The organism is Dactylosporangium thailandense, assembly GCF_059739745.1.
The window spans coordinates 7,113,626-7,135,436 of the sequence record NZ_AP029195.1 but is presented as its reverse complement, the minus strand read 5'-3'; the positions used below and the strand labels follow the sequence as shown (position 1 = coordinate 7,135,436).

The 21,811-nt window shown below is 74.8% G+C and carries 16 protein-coding genes and 1 pseudogene; 10 read left to right on the top strand and 7 right to left on the bottom strand.

Annotation, left to right across the window (positions count from 1 at the left end; all coding sequences use genetic code 11):
• Positions 1–5 precede the first annotated feature (5 nt).
• Positions 6–1,736 carry a DEAD/DEAH box helicase gene (locus AC6JBM_RS31510; protein ID WP_497977655.1) on the bottom strand — a complete coding sequence of 577 codons (1,731 nt, stop codon included), beginning with the start codon at positions 1,734–1,736 and terminating at the stop codon, positions 6–8.
• Positions 1,737–1,847: 111 nt separating this feature from the next.
• Here AC6JBM_RS31510 and AC6JBM_RS31505 point away from each other — a divergent pair, with 111 nt between their 5' ends.
• Positions 1,848–2,258 (top strand): hypothetical protein, encoded by a 411-nt coding sequence (locus AC6JBM_RS31505; protein WP_497977654.1) that lies wholly within the window; start codon positions 1,848–1,850, stop codon positions 2,256–2,258.
• On the opposite strand, the gene AC6JBM_RS31500 is transcribed toward AC6JBM_RS31505, so the two are convergent.
• The 3 genes from AC6JBM_RS31500 to AC6JBM_RS31490 are packed head-to-tail and all read right to left on the bottom strand — an operon-like array spanning position 2,242 to position 5,186.
• A complete protein-coding gene (locus AC6JBM_RS31500; protein WP_497977653.1) occupies positions 2,242–2,784 on the bottom strand; it encodes an RNA 2'-phosphotransferase in 543 nt (180 codons plus the stop codon). The two genes, AC6JBM_RS31505 and AC6JBM_RS31500, sit on opposite strands and share 17 nt — an antisense overlap.
• 53 nt (positions 2,785–2,837) lie before the next feature.
• Positions 2,838–3,437 carry a TetR/AcrR family transcriptional regulator gene (locus tag AC6JBM_RS31495; RefSeq protein ID WP_497977652.1) on the bottom strand — a complete coding sequence of 200 codons (600 nt, stop codon included), beginning with the start codon at positions 3,435–3,437 and terminating at the stop codon, positions 2,838–2,840.
• A 30-nt stretch (positions 3,438–3,467) separates the two neighbouring features.
• Entirely contained in the window at positions 3,468–5,186 is a 1,719-nt protein-coding gene (locus AC6JBM_RS31490; protein ID WP_497977651.1) for an AfsR/SARP family transcriptional regulator, read from the bottom strand.
• A 101-nt stretch (positions 5,187–5,287) separates the two neighbouring features.
• Between AC6JBM_RS31490 and AC6JBM_RS31485 the strand changes: the two genes are divergently transcribed.
• Positions 5,288–5,410 carry a hypothetical protein gene (locus AC6JBM_RS31485; protein WP_350618537.1) on the top strand — a complete coding sequence of 41 codons (123 nt, stop codon included), beginning with the start codon at positions 5,288–5,290 and terminating at the stop codon, positions 5,408–5,410.
• 20 nt (positions 5,411–5,430) lie between these two features.
• On the opposite strand, the gene AC6JBM_RS31480 is transcribed toward AC6JBM_RS31485, so the two are convergent.
• Complete coding sequence (locus AC6JBM_RS31480; protein ID WP_497977650.1) at positions 5,431–5,796, bottom strand: MmcQ/YjbR family DNA-binding protein; 366 nt, start codon at positions 5,794–5,796, stop codon at positions 5,431–5,433.
• A gap of 186 nt (positions 5,797–5,982) precedes the next feature.
• Here AC6JBM_RS31480 and AC6JBM_RS31475 point away from each other — a divergent pair.
• A pseudogene (locus tag AC6JBM_RS31475) lies at positions 5,983–6,660 on the top strand (hypothetical protein); the annotation flags it as partial.
• Between the two features lie 851 nt (positions 6,661–7,511).
• On the opposite strand, the gene AC6JBM_RS31470 reads toward AC6JBM_RS31475, so the two are convergent.
• On the bottom strand, positions 7,512–7,736 hold the full coding sequence (locus AC6JBM_RS31470) for a hypothetical protein (protein WP_497977649.1): 225 nt from the start codon (positions 7,734–7,736) through the stop codon (positions 7,512–7,514).
• Between the two features lie 290 nt (positions 7,737–8,026).
• Between AC6JBM_RS31470 and AC6JBM_RS31465 the strand changes: the two genes are divergently transcribed.
• The 7 genes from AC6JBM_RS31465 (at position 8,027) to AC6JBM_RS31435 (ending at position 21,536) form a co-directional block, all read left to right on the top strand.
• The gene (locus tag AC6JBM_RS31465) at positions 8,027–9,352 is read left to right on the top strand and encodes a DUF4132 domain-containing protein (RefSeq protein ID WP_497977648.1); all 1,326 of its coding nucleotides are present in this window, start codon (positions 8,027–8,029) and stop codon (positions 9,350–9,352) included.
• A gap of 68 nt (positions 9,353–9,420) precedes the next feature.
• Positions 9,421–10,518 carry an ATP-binding protein gene (locus AC6JBM_RS31460; protein ID WP_497986557.1) on the top strand — a complete coding sequence of 366 codons (1,098 nt, stop codon included), beginning with the start codon at positions 9,421–9,423 and terminating at the stop codon, positions 10,516–10,518.
• Between the two features lie 265 nt (positions 10,519–10,783).
• Complete coding sequence (locus AC6JBM_RS31455; RefSeq protein ID WP_497977647.1) at positions 10,784–13,354, top strand: DUF5682 family protein; 2,571 nt, start codon at positions 10,784–10,786, stop codon at positions 13,352–13,354.
• The gene (locus AC6JBM_RS31450) at positions 13,351–14,526 is read left to right on the top strand and encodes a VWA domain-containing protein (RefSeq protein ID WP_497977646.1); all 1,176 of its coding nucleotides are present in this window, start codon (positions 13,351–13,353) and stop codon (positions 14,524–14,526) included. Before AC6JBM_RS31455 ends, AC6JBM_RS31450 begins: the two co-directional genes overlap by 4 nt.
• Complete coding sequence (locus tag AC6JBM_RS31445) at positions 14,523–16,508, top strand: YehQ family protein (protein ID WP_497977645.1); 1,986 nt, start codon at positions 14,523–14,525, stop codon at positions 16,506–16,508. The genes AC6JBM_RS31450 and AC6JBM_RS31445 overlap by 4 nt, the downstream gene beginning before the upstream one ends.
• A 104-nt stretch (positions 16,509–16,612) precedes the next feature.
• The gene (dnaE, locus tag AC6JBM_RS31440) at positions 16,613–20,146 is read left to right on the top strand and encodes a DNA polymerase III subunit alpha (RefSeq protein ID WP_497977644.1); all 3,534 of its coding nucleotides are present in this window, start codon (positions 16,613–16,615) and stop codon (positions 20,144–20,146) included.
• A gap of 25 nt (positions 20,147–20,171) precedes the next feature.
• A complete protein-coding gene (locus tag AC6JBM_RS31435) occupies positions 20,172–21,536 on the top strand; it encodes a hypothetical protein (protein WP_497977643.1) in 1,365 nt (454 codons plus the stop codon).
• Here the strand turns inward: AC6JBM_RS31435 and AC6JBM_RS31430 are convergent.
• The gene (locus AC6JBM_RS31430; RefSeq protein ID WP_350608934.1) at positions 21,503–21,796 is read right to left on the bottom strand and encodes a CBU_0592 family membrane protein; all 294 of its coding nucleotides are present in this window, start codon (positions 21,794–21,796) and stop codon (positions 21,503–21,505) included. The two genes, AC6JBM_RS31435 and AC6JBM_RS31430, sit on opposite strands and share 34 nt — an antisense overlap.
• Positions 21,797–21,811: the final 15 nt, after the last annotated feature.

Sequence of the window (21,811 nt, the reverse complement as noted above, 5' to 3'; positions counted from 1 at the left end):
GCCGGTCAGGACGCTCGGTGGCGCTCCCGGCGGACGACCGGGCGGCGGCCCTTCAGCGTGGTGCGCCGCAGGGTGTCGATGACCTCGTCGACCGCGCCGTCCGGGACCTCCACGAGGGAGAAGCGGTCCGCGATCTCGATCGCCCCGACGTCGCGGCCGGTCAGGCTCGACTCGCCGGTGATCGCGCCGACCAGGTCCTGCGGCCGGATGCCCGCCGCGCGGCCCGCACCCACGAACAGGCGGGTCATCCCGCCCGTCGGGGCGCGCCGGCCGCCGGTGTCGCGGCCCCGGCCGCGGCCGTCGGAGTCGCGCACGCTGACCCGCCGGTTGGGGTTCGAGCGCTCGTCACGCGAAGACTCCCGCGGCTGACGCAGCGTGACGTCCGGGATCTCCTCCTCGTCGTTCTCCCCGACGGCGGTCGACTCGTGGGCGAGCTTGATCGCGGCGAGCGCGATCTCCATCGGGTCGAACTCCTCGGCGAGGGACTCCACGATCACCCGGAAGCGCTCGAGGCCGTTGTCGGCGATGAGGCTCTCGTGCAGGGCGGCGCGGGTGAGCTCCATGCGACGGGCGCGCAGGTCGGCGACCGACGGGACCTTCTCGATCGTGATGCGCTGCTTCGTGACGCGCTCGATCGTCTTGAGCATCCGGTGCTCGCGCGGCTCAGCGAGGGTGATGGCCACGCCCTCGCGGCCGGCGCGCCCGACGCGGCCGATGCGGTGCACATACGACTCCGGCGCCGACGGCACGTCGTAGTTCACCACGTGCGTGAGGTGCTCCACGTCGAGCCCGCGGGCCGCGACGTCGGTGGCCACGAGCAGGTCGGCGGTGCCGTTGCGCAGCCGGGCCATCACGCGGTCGCGCTGCTCCTGGCCCATGCCACCGTGCAGGGCCTCGGCCCGGTAGCCGCGGCCGTTGAGCGTCTCCGTCAGCTGGTCGACCTCGTCGCGGGTGCGGCAGAAGACGATCGCCGCCCCGGGCGCCTCGACGTCCAGGACGCGTCCGAGGGCGGCCGGCTTGTGCGCCCGCGGTACGACATATGCCACCTGGCGCACGAGCGGTGCCTCACCCGCGGGGGTCGGCTCCCGGCCGATCTGGATGCGCACCGGGTCGTTGAGGTGGCTCGCGGCCAGCCCGTCGATCCGCGGCGGCATCGTGGCCGAGAACAGCACGGTCTGCCGGTCCTCGGGCGTCTCGGCCAGGATCGCCTCGATGTCCTCGGCGAAGCCCATGTCGAGCATCTCGTCGGCCTCGTCGAGCACCACGACGTGCAGGTCGTGCAGGCGCAGCGTGCCGCGGCCGAGGTGGTCCAGCGCCCGGCCCGGGGTCGCGACCACGACGTCGACGCCGAACTCGAGCGAGCGCAGCTGGCGGCCGATGGGCTGCCCGCCGTAGATGGGCAGGACGCGGACGCCCAGGTCGCGACCGTACCGATGGATGGCCTCCGACACCTGGACCGCCAGCTCGCGGGTGGGCACCAGGATCAGCGCGGACGGGTTGTCGCCCCCGGGCGAGGGCAGGCGCTGCAGCAGCGGCAGGGCGAACGCGGCGGTCTTGCCCGTGCCGGTCGCGGCCTGGCCGAGCAGGTCCCTTCCGGCGAGCATGGGCGGGATGGCCTCGCGCTGGATCGGGGTCGGCTCCTCGTAGCCGAGGCCGGCCAGCGCTTTGAGCAGCTCGTCGCGCAGCCCGAGCTCGCCGAAGCCGGTCACGTCCTCATCATCGAAGGTCGCGGTCACGGGTGCTCCTCACTCAGGCAATGCAGGCGGCGCCTCTAGCATCCCAAACGCCTCGGGGGCCCTCGGTGGCGCGGTCGCTGAGTGTGATCTGCGACCGGATAGGGTTTCGCCGTGACCGACGATTGGCGGGAACAGAGGGCGCGGGCGGTGGCCCATCACGGGGCCGAGCTCGAGCGCCGCCGTGAGGCCGAGGCCGAGCAGGCCAGGGCCCTGATCGCCGGGTTCGTGGCCGCCGCGCGCGCGTCGGGCCCGGCGCCGGAGCCGCTGCGGGCGCGCTCCTACAGCGGACGGTCCTACCGCACGTCGCTGCGGGGGTGGTACCTCAATCCCGCCCGCACCATCGCGATCGCGCAGGACGGGGAGTACTACTCGCTGCTCGTCCCGTCGTCGGTGAAGGCGCTGCTCGTGGGGGCCGACCCGACCCCGCAGCCGCCGCGCCTCATCGTCGGCGAGGGGGCGCGCGACGGCGAGTCGATGCCGCTGGCGGCGCTGCTGGAGCGGCTGCTCAGCCGGTCCGGATGAATTCGGACGGCACCGTGTCCGTCAGCCACACCCCGTTGTCCGACCGGTAGAAGACGTGCCCGGCCCGGGCCATCTCGCCGGCGAGCACCGTGAGGATCACGATGGCGCCCCCGCGGCGGGCCCCGACCCGGCGCGCGGTCGCGGTGTCGGGTGACAGGTGCACGTGGTGACGCCCGCCCCGGTTGAGTCCGGTCGCCTGGATCGAGGCCAGGGCGGCGGCACCGGTACCGTGAAACAGCACTTCGGGCGGTTCCGCCTCGGCCAGCCCCAGCTCGACGGGGACCGAGTGGCCCTGGTTGGCCCGGATGCGTTCGACGCCGTCCTCGCCCACGGCCACGGCGAAGCGCTGCTTGTCGTTGCCGTCGACCACCTCGTCGAGGGTGGCCCGATCGATGCGCATCGCGGCGAGGAACTCGGCGACGGGCACCCACCCGGCGGCGTCGAGCGTCAGCCCGACCCGTGCGGGCTCATGGCGGAGTGCCTTGGACATCCGCTTACTGATCTTGACTAACTGCTGATACTCCATATCGAACCCGATTGTGCGCCGTCCTGCGTGCGGGGGCCACGGCATTTCCCGCGTCACGGCGCGTTGCGCAGCCCGTCCAGGATGACCCTGATCGCGGTCGCGCGCGTAGGCTCGTCCGGGGCCCACATGGCCGCATGCGAGGCCCCGACCAGCACCGCGACCACCGCGGCGCCCCCGACGTCCGCCCGCACCGCCCCGGCCGCGCGGGCCCGGGCGACCAGCGCGTCGACGGCGGCGAGCAGCGCCGCGCGCACGTCCCGGACGACCTCGGTGACGTCGACCCCGGCCCCGGAGAGCGCGTCGGCGAACGCGTGCTTCGTGGCGCTCTGCTCCACGACGTGCTCGAGGAACCCGAACAACGCGCTTGCGGGGTCGTCGTCCCCGGCCGCCCGGCTCGCGTGCTCGACCAGGGTGCGCATCCGCTCGACGAGCACCGCCTCGAGCAGCGCTTCCTTGGTGGGGAAGTGCCGGAAGACGGTACCGATGCCGACGCCTGCCCGCCGTGCGACCGCCTCGGTGGGGGCGCCCACGCCCTCGGCCGCGAACACGGCCTCGGCGGCCTCGAGCACCCTGGTCCGGTTCCGGCGGGCGTCGGCCCGCATCGGCCGGGTGGCGTCCGGAGCAGCCGCTCCGAATCGCTCGATCGGAGTCACGAGTGCGACTGTACGGGGCCGCCCCGCCGCTCAGGCCAGCCGGGCGCGCAGGTGCTGGCCACGGGCGGCCGAGACCTGTGCGGCCACCGCGGCCCGCACCAGGCCGCTGCGATGCCGGACGTGGCCGCCGGGCCCCTCGACGAGCAGGTGCGCGTGCACCAGCTGGTCGACGGCCCCGAGCACGTCGTCGAGCTCCAGCCCGCCGGCCGCGGCCACCTGCTCGACCCGCAGCGACCCGAGCGCCGCGGTGAGCCGGAGGATCTCCCACGCCGCCGGCGGCATCCACCGGGTCCGCTGCCGGGCCAGGTGCATGGCGACCTCGCCGCTCAGCTGCGGCCCGAGCTCCCGCGCCGCCGTGACCAGCCCGGGGATGCCCCCGCTGGCCTCGAGCACGTCGGAGGGCAGGTCCGCCGCCGTCAGCGGGGCCAGCCGCAGCACGAGATCGGCGTCGAGGGCCCCGAGCGGCCGGTCGGCGATCGCGGACGGGTAGCGGTACGACACCACGACCCGCACCCCGCGCTCCCGCAGCCACCGCAGCTCGGCGACGGAGTCGGCGTCGAGGTGCTCGGCGTCGTCGATGGCGACGACCGCCCGCACGGCTCCGCGCGGCAGCCGCCCCGCGATCTCGTCGAGCTCGCCGGGCAGCAGGTGCCGCCGCTCGGCCATGGCCGCGTCGAGCACCGCGTCGGTCGGCGCCCCGAGCTGGTGCAGCACCGTGCGCAGCCACCCCAGCCGCAGCGCCCCGCCCGGCCCGGGTCCCCGCCCGAGCCCGACCACGTCCGGGTACAGCTCCCGCAACCGCCCGAGCAGCGCCGACTTCCCGGCCCCGGCGGGCCCGGCGACGTGCACGACATCGGGCCCGGCCGCGAGCGCGTCGAGCTCGGCGACGCGCCCGACGAACCCGCCCGGGCCGCCCCCGGCCGGTTCCCGCGCGGGCGCCACCGTCGCTTCGCGGGGTGCCCGCCGCCGATCCCCTCGGCGCCGGTCGAACGCCGGCGGCCCGCCCTCCAGCGTGGCGACCAGCGCATCCCGCAGCTCGGTGGTGGCGGCGGCGGGGGCGATCCCGAGCTCATCCGTCAGCGCGCGGACGCACCGCTCGTACCATCGCAGCACCTCGTCCTTTCGCCCCTGCCCGGCCACGGCCCGCATCAGCGCGCGGTAGCCCCGCTCGGCATAGGGGTCGAGCTCGAGCGCCTGCCGCCCCAGCCGCAGCGCCCGCCCCGGGTCGCCGTCGACGCACCGCTCGGCCAGGTCGAGCAGCGCCCCGACGAGCGCGGCCCGGACCTCGCCCCGGGCCGGGGCCGCCCAGTCCGCGTACTCGTCCTCGGCGAACGGCAGATCCCGCGCGAGCCGCACGATCTCCTCGCGCACGTCCGTGCGGTCCGGCTCGGCCTCGGCCGTGCGCGCCGCCGCCCGCAGCTCGGCCAGGTCCAGCCGGGCGCGGTCGGTGGCGAACACGTATCCGCCCGCCCGCGTCACGATGAACGACCGCGACGTCGGCACCCCGGGTTGCAGCGCCCGCCGCAGCACCGACACGTAGTGCTCCAGCGCCGCCGCGTGGTTGCCGGGCAGCTCCTCGCCCCAGACCGCGTCGGCGAGCGCGTCCTTGGACTGCACCCGGTCGTGCCGCGCCGCGAGCACCCCGAGCACCTGCCGGGCCCGGCGGGGCAGATCCTCGCCGGTCAGCCGCCGCGCGCCCGCGTCCGCGGGGTCGATGATCTCGATCGTGCCGAGCACCCGAACGTCCACGCCGCCGGATTCGGCAGCCCCGCGGGGGATCTGAGTGCTCCCATCGGTGCACTTCAGGTTCACCACAGCCGGACGTCAGGCCGCTGTGCTTCCCTCGGTGGATGAAGCACACCGCCGCTCACGCCGGCGCGGCCATCCGCCTCACCTGGCGCATCGCCCTGGCCGCCGTCCTGCTCACCGCTCTGGCCGCCGGCCTGATCACGACCATCGTCTCCGCCACCTGAACCGGCTCACGGCCGCGGGTTCAGCAGAGCGGAAGGTCGGCGCGCGCCACGATGAGCCGCGGCGCCGTCATCCGCCACGCCTCCGTGATCAGGTCGGCCAGCTCGTCCTCGTGGGCCTTGCGCAGCCGCACCTGGACCCAGCCGATCCGCCCGGACGCGCGGGCCTTCTTGTACGCCCGCGGGTCGTCCTCCACGAGCGCGGCCTGCTCCTCCCGGGTCGCCTTCACGAGCATGGTCAGGTCGTCGGCGCACAGGTACGCGAACGCCCTGTCCCGGATCCGGAACCCGAGGTGGTTGCCGTGCTGGCGCTGGTCGACCTCGGGCAACAGGAGAACCATCCGTAGCGCCTCGTCGACGCTCACCCCGCGTACGGTCCGCAATCCCATGACTCTGATGTAACAGGACGGTACGACACTTTTCCCGGGATCCGATTTTCCCCATTTGGCGACTTTGTCGGACCACTCCGCCCGCATCCGCATTGCCGCAGGTCGCGGGCACCGCCGCGAAAAAATGTCGGTGGGGGTCGCTAGTGTGTCGCCCGTCGGGACGGATCACGAGGGGGTCGACAGGCGATGAGCGAGGACCGGTTCGTCACACCGGCCGAGTGGCGCAAGCACCTGCTGCCGCGCCGGGGCGGGATGCCCGTGCCGTATGCGCCCGAACCCGCCGCCGCGTCCGTCGTCGCCAAGGCCACCCAGGGCCGGGCCGGCATCCGCGAGAGCCTCACCCACGCCAGAACGCCGCCGGACATCTCCGCGGCCGGTCTCGCCCATCTCGACGGCGAGGCGGGCAGCACGCCGCTCGGCGCCGCCGCCGTCGCCGTCTTCGCGGTCGGGCCGCAGCCGAAGACCGACGCGAAGACGAGCCGGGCCATCGCCGACCAGTGGATCAGCGAGCGCGGGCTGGCGTTCGCGCTCAGCGCCGCCGTCGAGCTGGTCGAGCTGCGCTTCATCGCCGAGCGCGAGCAGCGCTACGGGCAGGACGCCGGCCCGGCACCGATCACCCGATACGGCCGCAACGACGTCCCGCAGCACTTCTACGCCGACGGCGTGACGCTGCTGCTGCACCGGCTCCGGGCCGCGGCCGCGGCGGCGCCCGAGGAGGAGTTCGCGGCGGCGGTGGCGGCCCTCGCCGAGCTGCGCGCCGGCGAGCTGGCGTGGCACCAGGCCGCCGTCGCCTCCTTCCTCGTCGCGACCGAGGACGGCTGGGTCAACCGTGACGTGGGCGCGCTGACGGGACGGCAGGGGCACGAGTGGCCCAAGCTGCTGCTCACCGCCTGCGTCACCGAGCCCGACCGGCTGCGGACCCTGTTCACCGGCTATGTGCCCAGCCACCTCGTGGGGTCGCCGGAGCATCTCTACACGGTCGCCGAGGGCCTCGGCGCGGACGGGCTGCCGGTCTACCTCGACCTGCTGACGACCTACGGATCCTGGGGCGACGGCCAGCGCATGCTGCTGGCGCTGATCTCGGCGGTGCCGTCCGACGAGGCCTTCCTCGCGCTGCTCGAACGATCCGACTCCAAGGCCGGATCCCTCGCCCTGACCGAGGCCGCGGACCGCTTCCCGCGCCGGGCCGTCCGCCTGCTCGCCACCGCGGCCTGGACCGGCTCCCGCGGCGTGGTGCTCGGCGAGCTCCTGCGCACGCAGGTCGTGCGGCACCGGGCGGAGGCCGACGAGGTCGCCGCGACGCTGCCCGAGGTCGCCGCGCGCCGGATCACCGCGATCACCGCGCGGCTCGACTCCGTGCACGAGGCCCCCGCCGAGTCCGTCCCGCCGCTGCTGGCCGCGCCGCCGTGGAGCGCCGGCGGCAAGCTCCGCAAGCCGATCGTGGTCGCGGGGCTGCGGTGCACCGACCCCGTGACCCTGGAGTGGGTCGCGGGCGAGCAGGAGGCCTGGCAGAAGGCCGGGCAGGGCTACCGCTCATACGGCCGGCGCGACTACGAGCGCCTCGCCGAGGAGGTTCGCACGGGACGGGCGCGCCCCTACGACGAGCCCGGGTTCTTCCTGGTGGCGCCGGACGCCCTGACGCTGCCGCTGCTGGAACGGTGGCGGCCGCGCGAGTTCTGGAACGCGGAGCACTGGTTGCGGGGCCTGGTCGCCCGCTACGGGCCCGCGATGTATCCGGCCGCGCTCGCGGGAGCGTCATCGGCCGCGGCGGCCATGGTCCAGGTGCTGCAGCCGTTCACCGGGCCGGCGGTCGGGCCGCTGATGGCCGAGTGGTTCGGGCGGCTCAAGTCGGTGCGGCCCACGGCGGCGGCCTGGCTGCGCCGGCACCCGGCGGCCGCGGCGCGCGAACTGGTCCCGGCGGCGCTGGGCAAGGCGGGCACCGCCCGGCGATACGCGGAGCGGGCGCTGCACTACCTCGCCGGCGAGGGGCACGCCGACGCGATCCGGGCCGCGGCCGAGCACTACGGGCCGGCCGCCGCCGAGGGGATCGCGGCGCTGCTGGAGACCGACCCGCTGCACCTGCTGCCGGCGAAGGTGCCCGCGGTGCCGGAGTGGGCCGATCCCGCGCTGCTGACGCCGATCGAGCTCGCCGACGGCTCGGGCGGCCTGCCCGCCCCGGCCGCCGGCTCGGTGCTGACGATCCTGGCGATGTCGCGCCTCGGCGAGCCGTATGGGGGGGCTGGCGATCGTCACCCGGACGTGCACGGCCGAGTCGCTCGCCGAGTTCGCCTGGTCGCTGTTCCAGCGCTGGCAGCTCGCCGGGTTCCCGTCGAAGGAGTCGTGGGTGCTCGACGCGCTCGGGTTCCTCGGCGACGACGAGACCGTGCGCCGGCTCGCGCCGCTGATCCGCGCCTGGCCCGGCGAGGGCGGCCACGCCCGCGCGGTCGCCGGCCTCGACGTGCTCGCCGAGATCGGCTCCGACGTGGCGCTCATGCACCTGCACGGCATCGCGGAGAAGGTGAAGTTCCGCGGCCTGAAGGAGCGGGCGCAGGAGAAGATCGCCGAGGTCGCCGACGCCCTCGGCCTGTCGCCGGAGCAGCTCGCGGACCGGCTGGTGCCCGACTTCGGCCTCGACCCGGACGGGACGCTCGTGCTCGACTACGGGCCGCGGCGGTTCGTGGTGGGCTTCGACGAGCAGCTCAAGCCCTACGTGGCGGACGAGGACGGCAAGCGCCGCAAGGACCTGCCCAAGCCCGGCGCCAAGGACGACCCGCAGCTCGCGCCGGCGGCCGCGGCCCGGTTCGCCGGGCTCAAGAAGGACGTGCGGACCGTCGCGGCCGACCAGATCCGCCGCTTCGAGCGCGCGATGGTGCTGCGGCGGCGGTGGACGCCGGCGGAGTTCCAGCAGTTCATCGTCGAACACCCCCTCGTGTGGCACGTGGCGCGGCGCCTGGTGTGGGCCGCATATGGCGCCGCGGAGCCGGGGGAGGCCGGGGGTGCGGTGCTGGTGAGCCTGCGGGTGGCCGAGGACCGCACGCTCGCCGGGCCCGGCGACGAGCCCGCCGCGATCCCCGACGGGGCCGTGATCGGGGTCGCGCACCCGCTGGACCTCGGCGCGGACCTCGCCGCCTGGGGTGAGGTGTTCGCCGACTACGAGATCCTGCAGCCCTTCGAGCAGCTCTCCCGCGACACCCAGGCGCTGACGGAGGAGGAGCGGCAGGCGACGCAGCTGCGGCGGCAGGAGGGGCTCAAGGTCCCCACCACCACGGTGCTCGGCCTGGAGCGGCGCGGCTGGCGGCGCGCGGCCCCGCAGGACGCGGGCGTCCAGCCGGCCATGGAGCGCGACCTGCCGGGCGGCGCGACGCTGATGCTCGACCTCGACCCGGGCATCATCGTCGGCCTGGTCACCGAGTTCGAGAACCAGACGCTCGGCACCGCCTACATCCTGACCGAGGGCAGCGCGAGCTGGGACCGCCGCAGGGGGCTGCCGTTCGGCGCGCTCGACGCGGTGACGGCCTCGGAGATCCTGCGTGACCTGCGCGAGGTGACCCAGTGAGCGGGGCGCCGCCGGCGGGTGGCGACGGCGCGTCCGGAGCCGCCGTCGTCGAGGTCGCCGAGCCCGGCCTGCCGGGTGGCGGGGCCGGCTCGGTGCAGCGGCCGCCGGCCGAGGTGCGGTTCGCGGATGAGCTGCGGCTGCTGGCCGAGACCGACGGCGGGCCGCGCCCGCCGGGGTGGGTGCTGAGCCTCACCGCGGCCCGGCGGTTCATCGTCGGGGACCCGGGCGCGGGGATCAGCCGCAAGTTCGTCGGCGATCCGTCGCTCATCGACCGGGCGCTGGTGTCGCTGGCCACGAGCCGGGGGCTGATGCTCGTCGGGGAGCCGGGCACGGCCAAGTCGCTGCTGTCCGAGCTGCTCGCGGCGGCCGTGAGCGGGGTGTCGACGCTGACGATCCAGGGCGGGGCGGCGACGACCGAGGACCAGATCAAGTACTCCTGGAATTATGCGCTCCTGGTCGCCGAGGGGCCCTCGACCCGCTCGCTGGTGCGGGCGCCGCTGCTGCGCGGGATGGCCGAGGGGCGGGTGGTGCGGTTCGAGGAGATCACCCGCTGCCCGCTGGAGGTGCAGGACAGCCTGCTGTCGCCGTTGTCGGACCGGGTGCTCGCGGTGCCGGAGCTGACCGGCCCGGACGCGATGGTGTTCGCGCGCGACGGGTTCAACGTGATCGCCACGGCCAACACCCGCGACCGGGGCGTCAACGAGATGAGCGCGGCGCTCAAGCGCCGGTTCAACTTCGAGACCGTCTTCCCGATCCCGGACCTGCAGACCGAGCTCGCGCTCGTGGAGGCCGAGGCGGCGGCCCTGCTGCGGCGCTCGGGGGTGACGGTGCCGCCGCGGCGGGACGTGCTCGAGGTGCTGGTCACCACGTTCCGGGAGCTGCGGACCGGGCGCACGGCCCGCGGCGACTCGATGGATCGGCTCACGGCGGTGATGAGCACGGCCGAGGCGGTGTCCGTCGCGCACGCGGTCGGGCTGCGCGGGTGGTTCCTGCGCGGGGAGCCCGGCACCGCGGCCGACCTCGTCGCCTGCCTCGCGGGCACCGCGGCCAAGGACAGCCCGGAGGATCTCGCGAAGCTGCGGCGATACCTGGAGCAGCAGGCCACCTGGCGCGGCGGGGAGCAGTGGCGGGCCCTGCACGCCGCCCGGCACCAGCTGCCGGGCTGAGGTCCGCGGTGACGGCGACGTGCGTCGAGGGGCGAAACGACGGTCCGGCGCGTGCCCGCGTGACCGGCGTCGAGCGGGGCAACCACGGTGCGGCCCGTGCCCGCGGGGCCGGCGGCGAGGGGCGAGGCCACGGTCCGGCGCGCGCCCGCGGGGCCAGCGTCGAGTGGCGGGACCACGGCCTGGCCCGTGCCCGCGGGGCCGGCGGCGAGGGGCGAAACGACGGTCCGGCGCGCGCCCGCGGGGCCGGCGAGAGGGCCGCCGCGCGATGACGGTGACGTTCATCGGGGTGCGGCACCACAGCCCGGCCTGCGCCCGCCTGGTCGGCGAGACGATCGCCGCGCTGCGGCCCGCCTACGTGCTCGTCGAGGGGCCGGCGGACATGAACGAGCGCATGGACGAGCTGCTGCTCGGGCACACGCTGCCGATCGCGGTGTTCAGCAGCTACCGCGACGAGCATCGGCACGCGGGATCGTGGGCGCCGTTCTGCGAGTACTCGCCGGAGTGGGTCGCGCTCACCGCCGGCCGCGCCGCGGGGGCCGAGGTGCGCTTCATCGACCTGCCGGCCTGGCACGAGGCCCTGGCCGGGCGCGAGAACCGCTACTGCGACGCCGAGGAGCGCTACGCCGAGGCCGTCGACCGGCTGTGCGCGGCGTTCTCGGTCGACAACGTGGACTCGCTGTGGGACCACCTCTTCGAGATCGAGCCCGCCACCGCCACCGCCACCGGCCCAGGCGGGCTCGCGGAGCCGGGCGCCGGCCCGGGCGGGCTCGCGGAGCCGGGCGCCGGCCCGGGCGGGCTCGCGGAGCCGGGCGCCGGCCCGGGCGGGCTCGCGGGGCCGGGCGCCGGCCCGGGCGGGCTCGCGGGGCCGGGCGCCGGCCCGGGCGGGCTCGCGGGGCCGGGCGCCGGCCCGGGCGGGCTCGCGGGGCCGGGCGCCGGCCCGGTGCAGCGCCACGACGACACCCCGGCCGTGGGCGGGACCGGGTCCGGCAGCGCGATCGAGGCGCGGCTGGCGGTCTACTTCGACCTGCTGCGCGGAGAGTCGGAGGCGAGCGACGGGGATCGGGCGCGCGAGGAGTACATGGCGCGGTGGGTGCGGGCCGCGCGGCACAAGGCCGGAGCGCGTCCGGTCGTGGTGGTCACGGGCGGGTTCCACCGGCCCGCGCTGATCCGGCTCACGGGCCGGGATCACGGACATTCGGCGCCCGCGGGGGCCGAGCCCGGCGACGGGTGGCCGGCGGCGCCCTCGTTGCCGGGCGGGGCCGTCGGCGGGAGCTACCTCGTGCCGTACTCGTTCCGGCGGCTCGACGCGTTCGACGGATACCAGTCGGGGATGCCGTCGCCGGAGTACTACCAGCGGCTGTGGGAGTCGGGGGCGCAGGCGGCGGCCGACGGGCTGGTCGGTGCCGTGGTCCGGCGGTTGCGTGAGCGGCGGCAGCGGGTCTCCACCGCCGATCTCATCGCGGCCCGGGCCTCCGCCGCCGGGCTCGCGGCCGTGCGCGGGCATCGGCACCCGGGCCGGACCGACATCCTCGACGGGCTGGCCGCCGCGCTGGTGCAGGACGCGCTGGACGAGGCGTTGCCGTGGGCCACCCGGGGGAGGCTGCGGGCCGGCACGCACCCGGTGGTGGTCGAGATGGTCGCCGCGCTCAGCGGGGAACGGGTCGGGCGGCTGCACGAGGCGACGCCGCTGCCGCCGCTCGTGCACGACGTCGCGGCGGAGCTCGAGCGGGAGGGGCTGGCCACGGGCGGGGCGGTCGCGCTGAGCCTGACGGAGCCGGACGGGCAGCGGCGCAGCCGGACGCTGCACCGGCTGCGGGTGCTGGCCATCCCGGGGTTCGAGCGGCGGCACGGGCCGGCCACCGGGGTCGATCCGGTGCTGGACGAGCAGTGGACGGTCAGCGAGCACGAGCACCGGCTGCCGTCGCTGATCGAGGCGGGGGCGTACGGGGCGACGCTCGAGTCGGCCGCGGCCGCCCGGATCGCCGAGCGCGTCGCGGACGCGGGCGGGAACGTGGGAGAGCTGGCCGGGGTGCTCTTCGACGCGGCGCTGTGCGGGACGACCCGGCTCTCCGAGCAGGTGCTGCGCGACCTCGGGCTCGGCATCGCCTCGGCGCAGGATCTGGGGGAGCTGGGGCGGCTGCTCGGGGTACTGCTGGCGCTGTGGCGCCACGATCGGCTGCTCGGCACCGCCGGGTCCGCGGCGCTCGGGGTGGTCATCGCGGCCTCGCACGATCGGCTGCTGTGGCTGGCGGAGGGGGCCCGGGGGGCCTCGGCGGCCGCGGACCCGGGGCGGATCGGGGCCGTGGTCGCGCTGCGGGACGTCGTGCGGCACGCGGGGGCGCGGCTCGGGCTCGATCGTGCGGCGGCGCTCGGGACGATGGCGCGGATCGCGGCCGGGCGGGACGGACCGCCGGATCTGCGGGGCGCGGCGTTCGGGTTCGGGTGGGCGCTCGGCGCGCAGGACGACCCGGTGCGGGCGGTGCGCGGCGCGGGCGGGGCGGTGGCGCTCGGGGACTGGCTGGCCGGGTTGTTCGCGGTGGCGCGCGAGGAGGTGCTGCACGCCGAGGGGGTGCTGGACCTGCTGGACGAGCTCGTCTCCGGGCTCGGGGCGCAGGACTTCCTGGTCGCGCTGCCAGCGCTGCGGCAGGCGTTCGCGTACTTCCCGCCGCGGGAGCGGGAGACGATCGCGGAGCACGTGCTGGCGCGGCGCGGGGTCGCGGGGTCGGGGCGGGCGATGCTGCGGGCGCCGTCCGTCGATGCGGAGTCGCTCGCGCTGGCGGCCGTGCTGGAGTCCCGGGTCGACGCGGCACTGGCGCGGCACGGGATGCTGTCATGAACGGCGAGCCGGTGCCAGGACGCCCCGAAGCGAAGGGCGGGGCCGATCCGGGGCTGCAGCGGTGGCGGCTCGTGCTCGGGCACGCCGCCGACGGAGGCCTGGGCGGCCGGGGAGTGCTCGACGGCGTCGGGACGGGGCAGGACGCGGCGCTGGAATGGCTGTACGGGCGGGACGAGGAGCTGCGGCGGCGCGGGGTCCGGGGCAGCGGGCGGCACGGCGGGGACGGGCCGTCGGTCCTCACCACCGTCGACTGGCTCGACCAGATCGCCAAGCTGTTCCCCAAGGAGACCATCGAGCGGCTTGAGCGCGATGCGGTGGAGCGGTACGAGATCCATGACGTGGTGACCGATCCCGCCGTCCTGGCCCGGATCGAGCCGAACGAGACCCTGCTGCGGGCGGTGCTGCGCACCAAGCACCTCATGGATCCCGAGGTGCTGCGCCAGGCGCGGCGGATCGTCGAGGCGGTCGTGCGCCAGCTCATGGAGCGGCTCGCCACCGAGGTCCGGCGGGCGTTCACCGGGGCGCGGTCGCGCACGGCGAGCCGGTTCCGGCTGGCGCGCGACTTCGACGTGCGCCGCACGCTGCGGGCCAACCTGGGGCACTACCGGCCGCAGGAGCGCAAGGTGTACGTCGAGCAGGCGTACTTCTTCTCGCGCACCCGCCGCCACGTCGAGCGGTGGCAGCTCGTGCTGCTGGTGGACCAGTCCGGGTCGATGGCCGGGTCCGTGATCCACGCCGCCGTCACCGCCGCGTGCCTCTGGGGGCTGCCGGGCGTGAAGACGCACCTGGTCACGTTCGACACCGACGTGACCGACCTGACCGGCGAGGTCGACGATCCCGTCGAGATCCTGATGAAGGTGCAGCTCGGCGGCGGTACCGACATCGCGCGGGCGGTCGCCTACGGCACGCAGCTGATCGAGCAGCCCCGCCGGAGCATCGTCGCGGTCATCAGCGACTTCTACGAGGGCGGGGACCCGGGGCGGCTGGTGCGCGGGGTGCGGGCGCTCGTCGAGCAGGGCACCACGGTGCTGTGCCTGGCCGCGCTGGACGAGCAGGCGGACCCGTCGTACGACCCGGACATGGGGCAGCGGCTCGCCGACGCCGGGGCCGCGGTGGGGGCGATGACGCCGGGCGAGCTGGCGGCGTTCGTGGCGGAGCACGTGGGCCGATGAGGGCGGACGTGCTCGCGCTGACGGCCGACTCGCTGGCCGCGCTCACGAACCGGGGGCTGGTGAAGCGGGCCGCCCGCGAGGCCGAGGCCGCGCCGCCCGGCGTCGCCGAGGACGCCGACGGGACGCTGCGGGGCACCTTCGCAGACGGGGCCGCCCCGGCGCTGCCGACCGGCGGGCTGGAGCGGGCCACCTGCACGTGCGGGGCGGCCGGCGTCTGCCGGCACGTGCTCGGGCTGATCCTGGCGTACCAGGCGGCGGGCGGCAACGGCGAGGGGACGGCGGGCGGGACCGGCGAGGCCGCGGGCGAGGCCGGTGTGGAGGCGGGCGGGACCGCCGGGTGGTCGCCGGGCGGGTTCACGGACGAGCAGGTCGCCGGGCGGATCGGGGCGCGGATGATGGCCGCGGCGCGCCGGGCGCGTCGGGCCGGGTACCACGCGCGGGTGTACCGGCCGAGCGCCGCCGATCCCGTCGCGCGCGTCGACCTCGGGTCGGCCACCGTGCGCTTCCTGGTGCCGGACGACCTCGGGTTCGTGCACACCGACGCCGTGGCCGGGACCCGCGACGACGTGATCGCGCTCGCCGTGTGGGCGTTCCGGGAGGCCGACCGGCAGGCGCCGGGCCAGGCCGACGTGCGGGTCGACGTCGGCGAGCCGGTGACGGAGCACGGCGACGGGCCCGACCTCGCGGCCGGGCTGGCGGGCGAGGTGCTGCTCGGCGGGGCGGTGCAGCTCGGGGCCGGGATCGTCGGTCGCATCGCCGACGTCGCCCGGCGGCTGGAGCGCGACGGGCTGCGATGGCCGCTGCTGGCCGTCGGGGAGCTGGCGGAGCAGCTCGAGGCGTACCGGGACCGGGGGAGCGGGTACTCGCCCGAGCGCCTGGCCGAGCTGGTCGGGGAGCTGCACGCGCGGGCGCGGGCCGCCCGGGGCCTCGGGGGCGGGGCCCGGGCCCGGGTGCTCGGCACCGAGGAGGCGGCCGAGACGGCGCTGCGGCGGGTCCGGCTCGACGGGCTCGGGTGCCGCGTCGTGGCCGCCGGGAGCGCGGTGACGGGGGACGAGCGGCGGGTCGTCGAGGTGTACCTGGCCCACGCCGACAGCGGCACCGTGCTCGTGCTGCGCCGGGCCTGGGACGGCGACGAGCCCGGGGCGCAGCTCGGGCGGCGGCGGCTCGCCGGGTCGAGCGTCGGGGCGCTCGCGGCCGGCACGCTCGTGACGGAGTCCGCGGTGCGCAGCGCGAGCCGGGCCGTGCGGCTGACGACGAGCCGGGTCGCGAAGGCCACCGTCACCGCGTCGCGCGGCGCGTGGGACCGGCTCCCGGACACGCTGCTCGTGCGAGACCTGGCCGCGCTCGCCGGGGAGCTCGACGGGCTGCCGCCGCGGGTCGTCCGGCCGCGGATCGAGGCCGAGCTGGTGCGGGTGCTGGAGGTCGCCCAGGTGCACGCCGTGGCGTACGCGCCGGGGGCCCAGCGCCTCCGCGCCGACCTCGCCGACCGGCACGGCAACCGGGCGGTGCTCGCCGCGACCCACACCGCCGCCGCCCCGGGCCGCCTCGACGCCATCGCCGGGGCCCTCGCGGCCGCGCCGTCGTACGTCAGCGGGGTGGTGCGCAGGACCGGCGGCGGGATCGAGATCGACCCGCTCGCGATCGTGGCGGGGACGACGGTCGTCGTCCCGGATCTCGGCGAGGCCGGCGCCGGGGAGCTGGCGCTGCCGGACGGTGGCCGCCAGGAGCCGCTGCCGGCGGCGCTCGACCACGCGATCGCCACGCTCGCCGAGATGCCGCACCGGGGACTGCGCCACCTCCCGCCGGGCTTCGGTGACCGGCTGCGCAAGGCCGGTGACGGGCTGAACCGGGTCGGGCTCCACCAGGCCGCCGCCGCGCTCGAGGCGCTGCGTGACGCGCTCGGGCCCGACCCCGGCGAGGCGGCGGCGAGGGCCTGGGTCGATGCCCATCTGCGACTGACGGTGACGGCGGAACTGCGGTAGCGCAGTGCCGTTCGACACGTCCGTGGGGGGTCCGACCAAAGGCGTCCGGATGGGGGTAGGGTCCATGGCCGGACCTGTCAGACCGAGCCCCGGGGGGGTTGAGCATGGCCGACTCGTTCGTGCATCTCCACGTGCACACCGAGTACTCCATGCTCGACGGCGCCGCGCGCCTCAAGGAGATGTTCGCCGAGGCCAACCGGCTCGGCATGCCCGCCGTCGCGATCACCGACCACGGCAACATGCACGGGGCCTACGACTTCTACAAGCAGGCCAAGGGCGCGGGCGTCACGCCGATCCTGGGCGTCGAGGCCTACGTGGCGCCGGAGTCCCGCCTGATCAAGAAGCGCGTCAAGTGGGGGCGGCCGGACCAGAAGGACGACGACGTCTCCGGCTCCGGCGGCTACACGCACAAGACGATCTGGGCGCGCAACAAGACCGGCCTGCACAACCTGTTCCGGCTCAACTCGCGCGCGTCGATCGAGGGTCACTTCGTGAAGTGGCCGAGGATGGACGCCGAGATCATCGCCGAGCACGCCGAGGGCCTCATGGCCACGACCGGCTGCCCGTCCGGCGAGGTCCAGACGCGGCTGCGGCTCGACCAGTTCGACGAGGCGCTGAAGGCGGCCGCGAAATACCAGGAGATCTTCGGCAAGGACAACTACTTCCTCGAGGTCATGGACCACGGCCTCGACATCGAGAAGCGGGTCCGCGAGGGCCTGACCGAGATCTCCAAGCGGCTCAACATCCCGCCCGTGGTCACCAACGACTCGCACTACACGCACCAGGCCCAGGCCGAGGCCCACGACGTGCTGCTGTGCGTGCAGACCGCGGCGAACATCAACGACCCCAACCGCTTCCGGTTCGGCGGGTCCGGCTACTACCTCAAGTCGGCCGACGAGATGCGCGCCGTGGACTCGTCCGAGCTGTGGCAGGCCGGCTGCAAGAACACCCTCCTGGTGGCCGAGAAGGTCGACACCACGGACATGTTCAAGTTCGTCAACCTGATGCCGCGCTTCCCGGTGCCCGAGGGCCACACGGAGGAGTCGTTCTTCCGGGCCGAGGTCGCCCGCGGGATGGCCCGGCGGTTCCCGAACGGCGTGGACGAGGTACACCAGAAGCAGGCCGACTACGAGACGGACATCATCCTCTCGATGGGCTTCCCGGCGTACTTCCTCGTCGTCTCGGACTTCATCATGTGGGCCAAGAACGAGGGCATCGCCGTCGGCCCCGGGCGTGGTTCGGCGGCCGGAAGCCTGGTCGCGTACGCGATGGGGATCACCGACCTCGATCCCCTCCCGCACGGGCTGATCTTCGAGCGGTTCCTCAACCCCGACCGCGTCTCCATGCCCGACATCGACATCGACTTCGACGAGCGCCGGCGCGGCGACGTCATCCGCTACGTGACCGAGAAGTGGGGCGACGACCGCGTCGCGCAGATCGCCACCTTCGGCACCATCAAGGCCAAGGCCGCCATCAAGGACTCGGCCCGCGTGCTGGGCTACCCGTTCGCGGTCGGCGACAAGATCACCAAGGCCATGCCGCCCGCGGTGATGGGCAAGGACATCCCGCTCTCGGGCATCTTCGACCCGAACCATCCGCGGTACTCCGAGGCGGTCGAGTTCCGCGCGCTGTACGACAGCGACCCGGACGTCAAGAAGGTCGTCGAGACCGCCAAGGGCCTCGAGGGCCTGATCCGGCAGACGGGTGTGCACGCCGCCGGCGTGATCATGTCCGCGGAGCCGCTCATCGACCACGTGCCGCTCATGCGGCGCGACGCCGACGGGGCGATCATCACGCAGTTCGACTACCCGACCTGCGAGACGCTCGGCCTGCTCAAGATGGACTTCCTCGGCCTGCGCAACCTGACGATCATCGACGACGCGGTCAAGAACATCAAACGCCGCGGGATCGACCTCGACCTGCTCGCCCTGGAGCTCGACGACAAGCCGGCCTACGAGCTGCTGGCCCGCGGCGACACCCTCGGCGTGTTCCAGCTCGACGGCGGCCCGATGCGCTCGCTGCTGCGGCTGATGAAGCCCGACAACTTCGAGGACATCTCGGCCGTGCTGGCGCTGTACCGGCCCGGTCCGATGGGCGCCAACTCGCACACGAACTACGCCCTGCGCAAGAACGGCCAGCAGGACATCATCCCGATCCACCCCGAGCTGGAGGAGCCGCTCAAGGAGATCCTCGGCCCGACGTACGGCCTGATCGTCTATCAGGAGCAGGTCCAGCGCGCCGCGCAGAAGCTCGCGGGGTACACCCTGGGGCAGGCGGATCTGCTGCGCCGGGCCATGGGCAAGAAGAAGAAAGAGGTCCTGGAGAAGGAGTACATCCCGTTCCGCGACGGCATGCGCGGCAACGGCTACAGCGACGAGGCGATCAAGAGCCTCTGGGACGTGCTCGTCCCGTTCGCCGACTACGCCTTCAACAAGGCCCACACCGCCGGGTACGGCCTGGTCTCCTACTGGACCGCGTACCTCAAGGCGAACTACCCGGCCGAGTACATGGCCGCCCTGCTCACCAGCGTCGGCGACGACAAGGACAAGATGGCCATGTACCTCGCCGAGTGCCGGCGCATGGGCATCGACGTCCTCCCGCCCGACGTCAACGAGTCCGCCGGCCCCTTCACCCCGGTCGGCAAGGACATCCGGTTCGGGCTCGCCGCGGTGCGCAACGTCGGCCACAACGTCGTCGACGCGATCGTGCGCTGCCGGCAGACCGCCAACGGGCCGTACAAGGACTTCGACGACTTCCTGTCCAAGGTCGACTCGGTCGCGTGCAACAAGAAGACGATCGAGTCTCTGATCAAGGCGGGCGCGTTCGACTCGATGCAGCACCCGCGCCGCGGCCTGCTGGCCATCCACGCCGACGCGATCGACAACTACGCCGACCTCAAGAAGAACGAGGCCATCGGGCAGTTCGACCTGTTCGGCGACGCGTTCGGGGCGGACGACTCCTCCGGCGGCACGGCGATGTCGGTGCAGATTCCGCAGATCGAGTGGGACAAGCGCGAGCTGCTCACCTTCGAGCGGGAGATGCTCGGCCTCTACGTCTCCGACCACCCGCTGTTCGGCCTGGAGTCGGTGCTGTCGAAGGCGGCCGACACCGAGATCAGCCGCCTCTCGGAGGAGGGCGCGATCGCCGACGGCGCCGTGGTCACCCTGGCCGGCATGCTCACCGGCGTGCAGCGGCGCATCACCAAGCAGGGCAAGCCGTGGGCCTCGGCGTCGCTGGAGGACCTCGGCGGCGCGGTCGAGGCGCTGTTCTTCCCGAACACGTACGAGCTCGTCGGGCAGTACATCGCCGAGGACGCGATCGTGGTGGTGAAGGGCCGGGTCGACCGCCGCGACGAGACGCCCCGGCTGATGGCGATGGACCTGTCGATCCCGGACGTGAGCGCGGCCGACGAGAACCGGCCGGTCGTGCTGTCGCTGCCGGCCACCCGGTGCACCCCGCCGCTCGTCGACCGGCTCAAGGAGATCCTGGTCAACCACCCGGGCAAGGCCGAGGTGCACGTGAAGCTCAGCCACGGCTCGCGGGTGACGCTGCTGCGCCTCGGGCCCTACCACGTGAACCCGACGACCGCGCTCAAGGGCGACCTGAAGGCTCTGCTCGGCCCGAACAGTTTCAGCTGACGTGATCGCGGGGTAACCTCGGCGGGTGCATGCGCACGCCTTAGCCGACGACCTGCGCCCGCGTCGGTCGCTGTGGCTCTCCCGGCGTGCGCGGTGGTCGGCGTCCGGAGTCGCCGCGCTGGCCGTCGTGCTGCTGGTCTTCGGGTTCGTGTACCGGCTGAGCCAGCGCCCGTACGGCTTCGAGCGCTTCGAGCGGATCGGCGGCGTCGCGCTGCCCGCCGACAGTGTCCGGGCCCGGGCCTTCCTCGACGGCGGCCGCGCCTTCCTCGGCCGGGCCACCGGCGGCGGGGGCTACGAGCTGCGGGCCGTCGACTCCGACAAGCCCGCCGTCGCGATCTGGACCAACACGTCGCTGACCGACGTCGACACCTTCCGCTCGGCCCGCGGCATGGTGCAGGTCACCGGGCTGCCCGACGCGGCCGGGCACCGGCGGGTGACACTGCTCAACGCCAACAACGGGGTGCCGTTCGCGACCTTCGACGTCGACTCCGGCGACCGCTGGGCGCTCGTGGGCAAGTACTTCGTGCGGTACGCCGGCGCCGAGCACCGCCTGCGCGTCACCGACGTCGGCACCGGCAAGACGACCGCGGTGTTCGACCAGCCGGGTGGCGCGGCGAGCTGGTGGCTGACCGACAACTGGAGCGGCCAGCAGGTGCCGACGTCCACGGCGGGGGAGCCGCTGGACGAGGCGCTGACCGTGGACCCGAACATCGTCCGGGCCATCCCCGACCGGGGCCTGGAGGTCGTCGGGCTCGCCGGGGGGCACGTGCTCGGGGCCGGGACGGGCCTCGCCGACCCGGACGATCTCGTGTACCCGTACGAGGACCAGGTCTTCGTGGCGCCCCGGGCGGCGAAGTTCGCGCTGCGGGCGTACGACCGCAAGAGCCTCGGCAAGGCCAGCTGGACGTGGGCGTCCCCGGACGCGCAGGCCCGGCCCCTGTTCGTCGCCTCGTGCGGGGAGCAGCGGGTGTGCGTCGGCGAGGAGCACTTCCTCACCCAGCTCGACACCGCGGACGGCCGGGTGGTGTTCCGCATCGCGGCCGAGCGCCCCTCGCAGGCCGTGCCGGTCGGCGACCGCATCATGATGCGCACCGTGTCCGGCACCGACACCGCCGAGACGCTCCTGGACGCCGACGGCCGGACGGTGCGCAGCTGGCCCGGCAAGCGCGCGGCGCGCCTGGACGAGGGCAGCTACCTGCTGCTGCCGGCGGTACCGCCCACCGGCGCCTACCCGTGGATGGGCGTCGACGCCGAGCACGGCACCGCGCGCAACCTCGGCGACGTGGACGCGCGCCCCGACTCCTGCACCTGGAGCCACACCTACCTGGCCTGCGCGACCGAGGGCGAGTTCACGTTCTACCGCATCCGGGCGCCCTGGTACTCCATCTGAGTCGCCTGAGTCGCCCTGCGCACCCGGGCCCGCCGCGCGATCCGGAACATGGCCACCGCCCCGATCCCGACCCACACGACGTTGACCGCGGTCGACGGCCACGCGTGGCTGACGGCCGAGTTCCAGGCGAGCGCGACCGCCCCGACGATGTTCATGGCCTGGAACGCGAACCCGTCGCCGGTCAGGCGCTTGGCGGACACCAGGCCGTACGCGGCGAGCACCAGCCCGGCGCCGACCCACCCCATGAAGCCGATCAACATGCCGACGATCGTCGC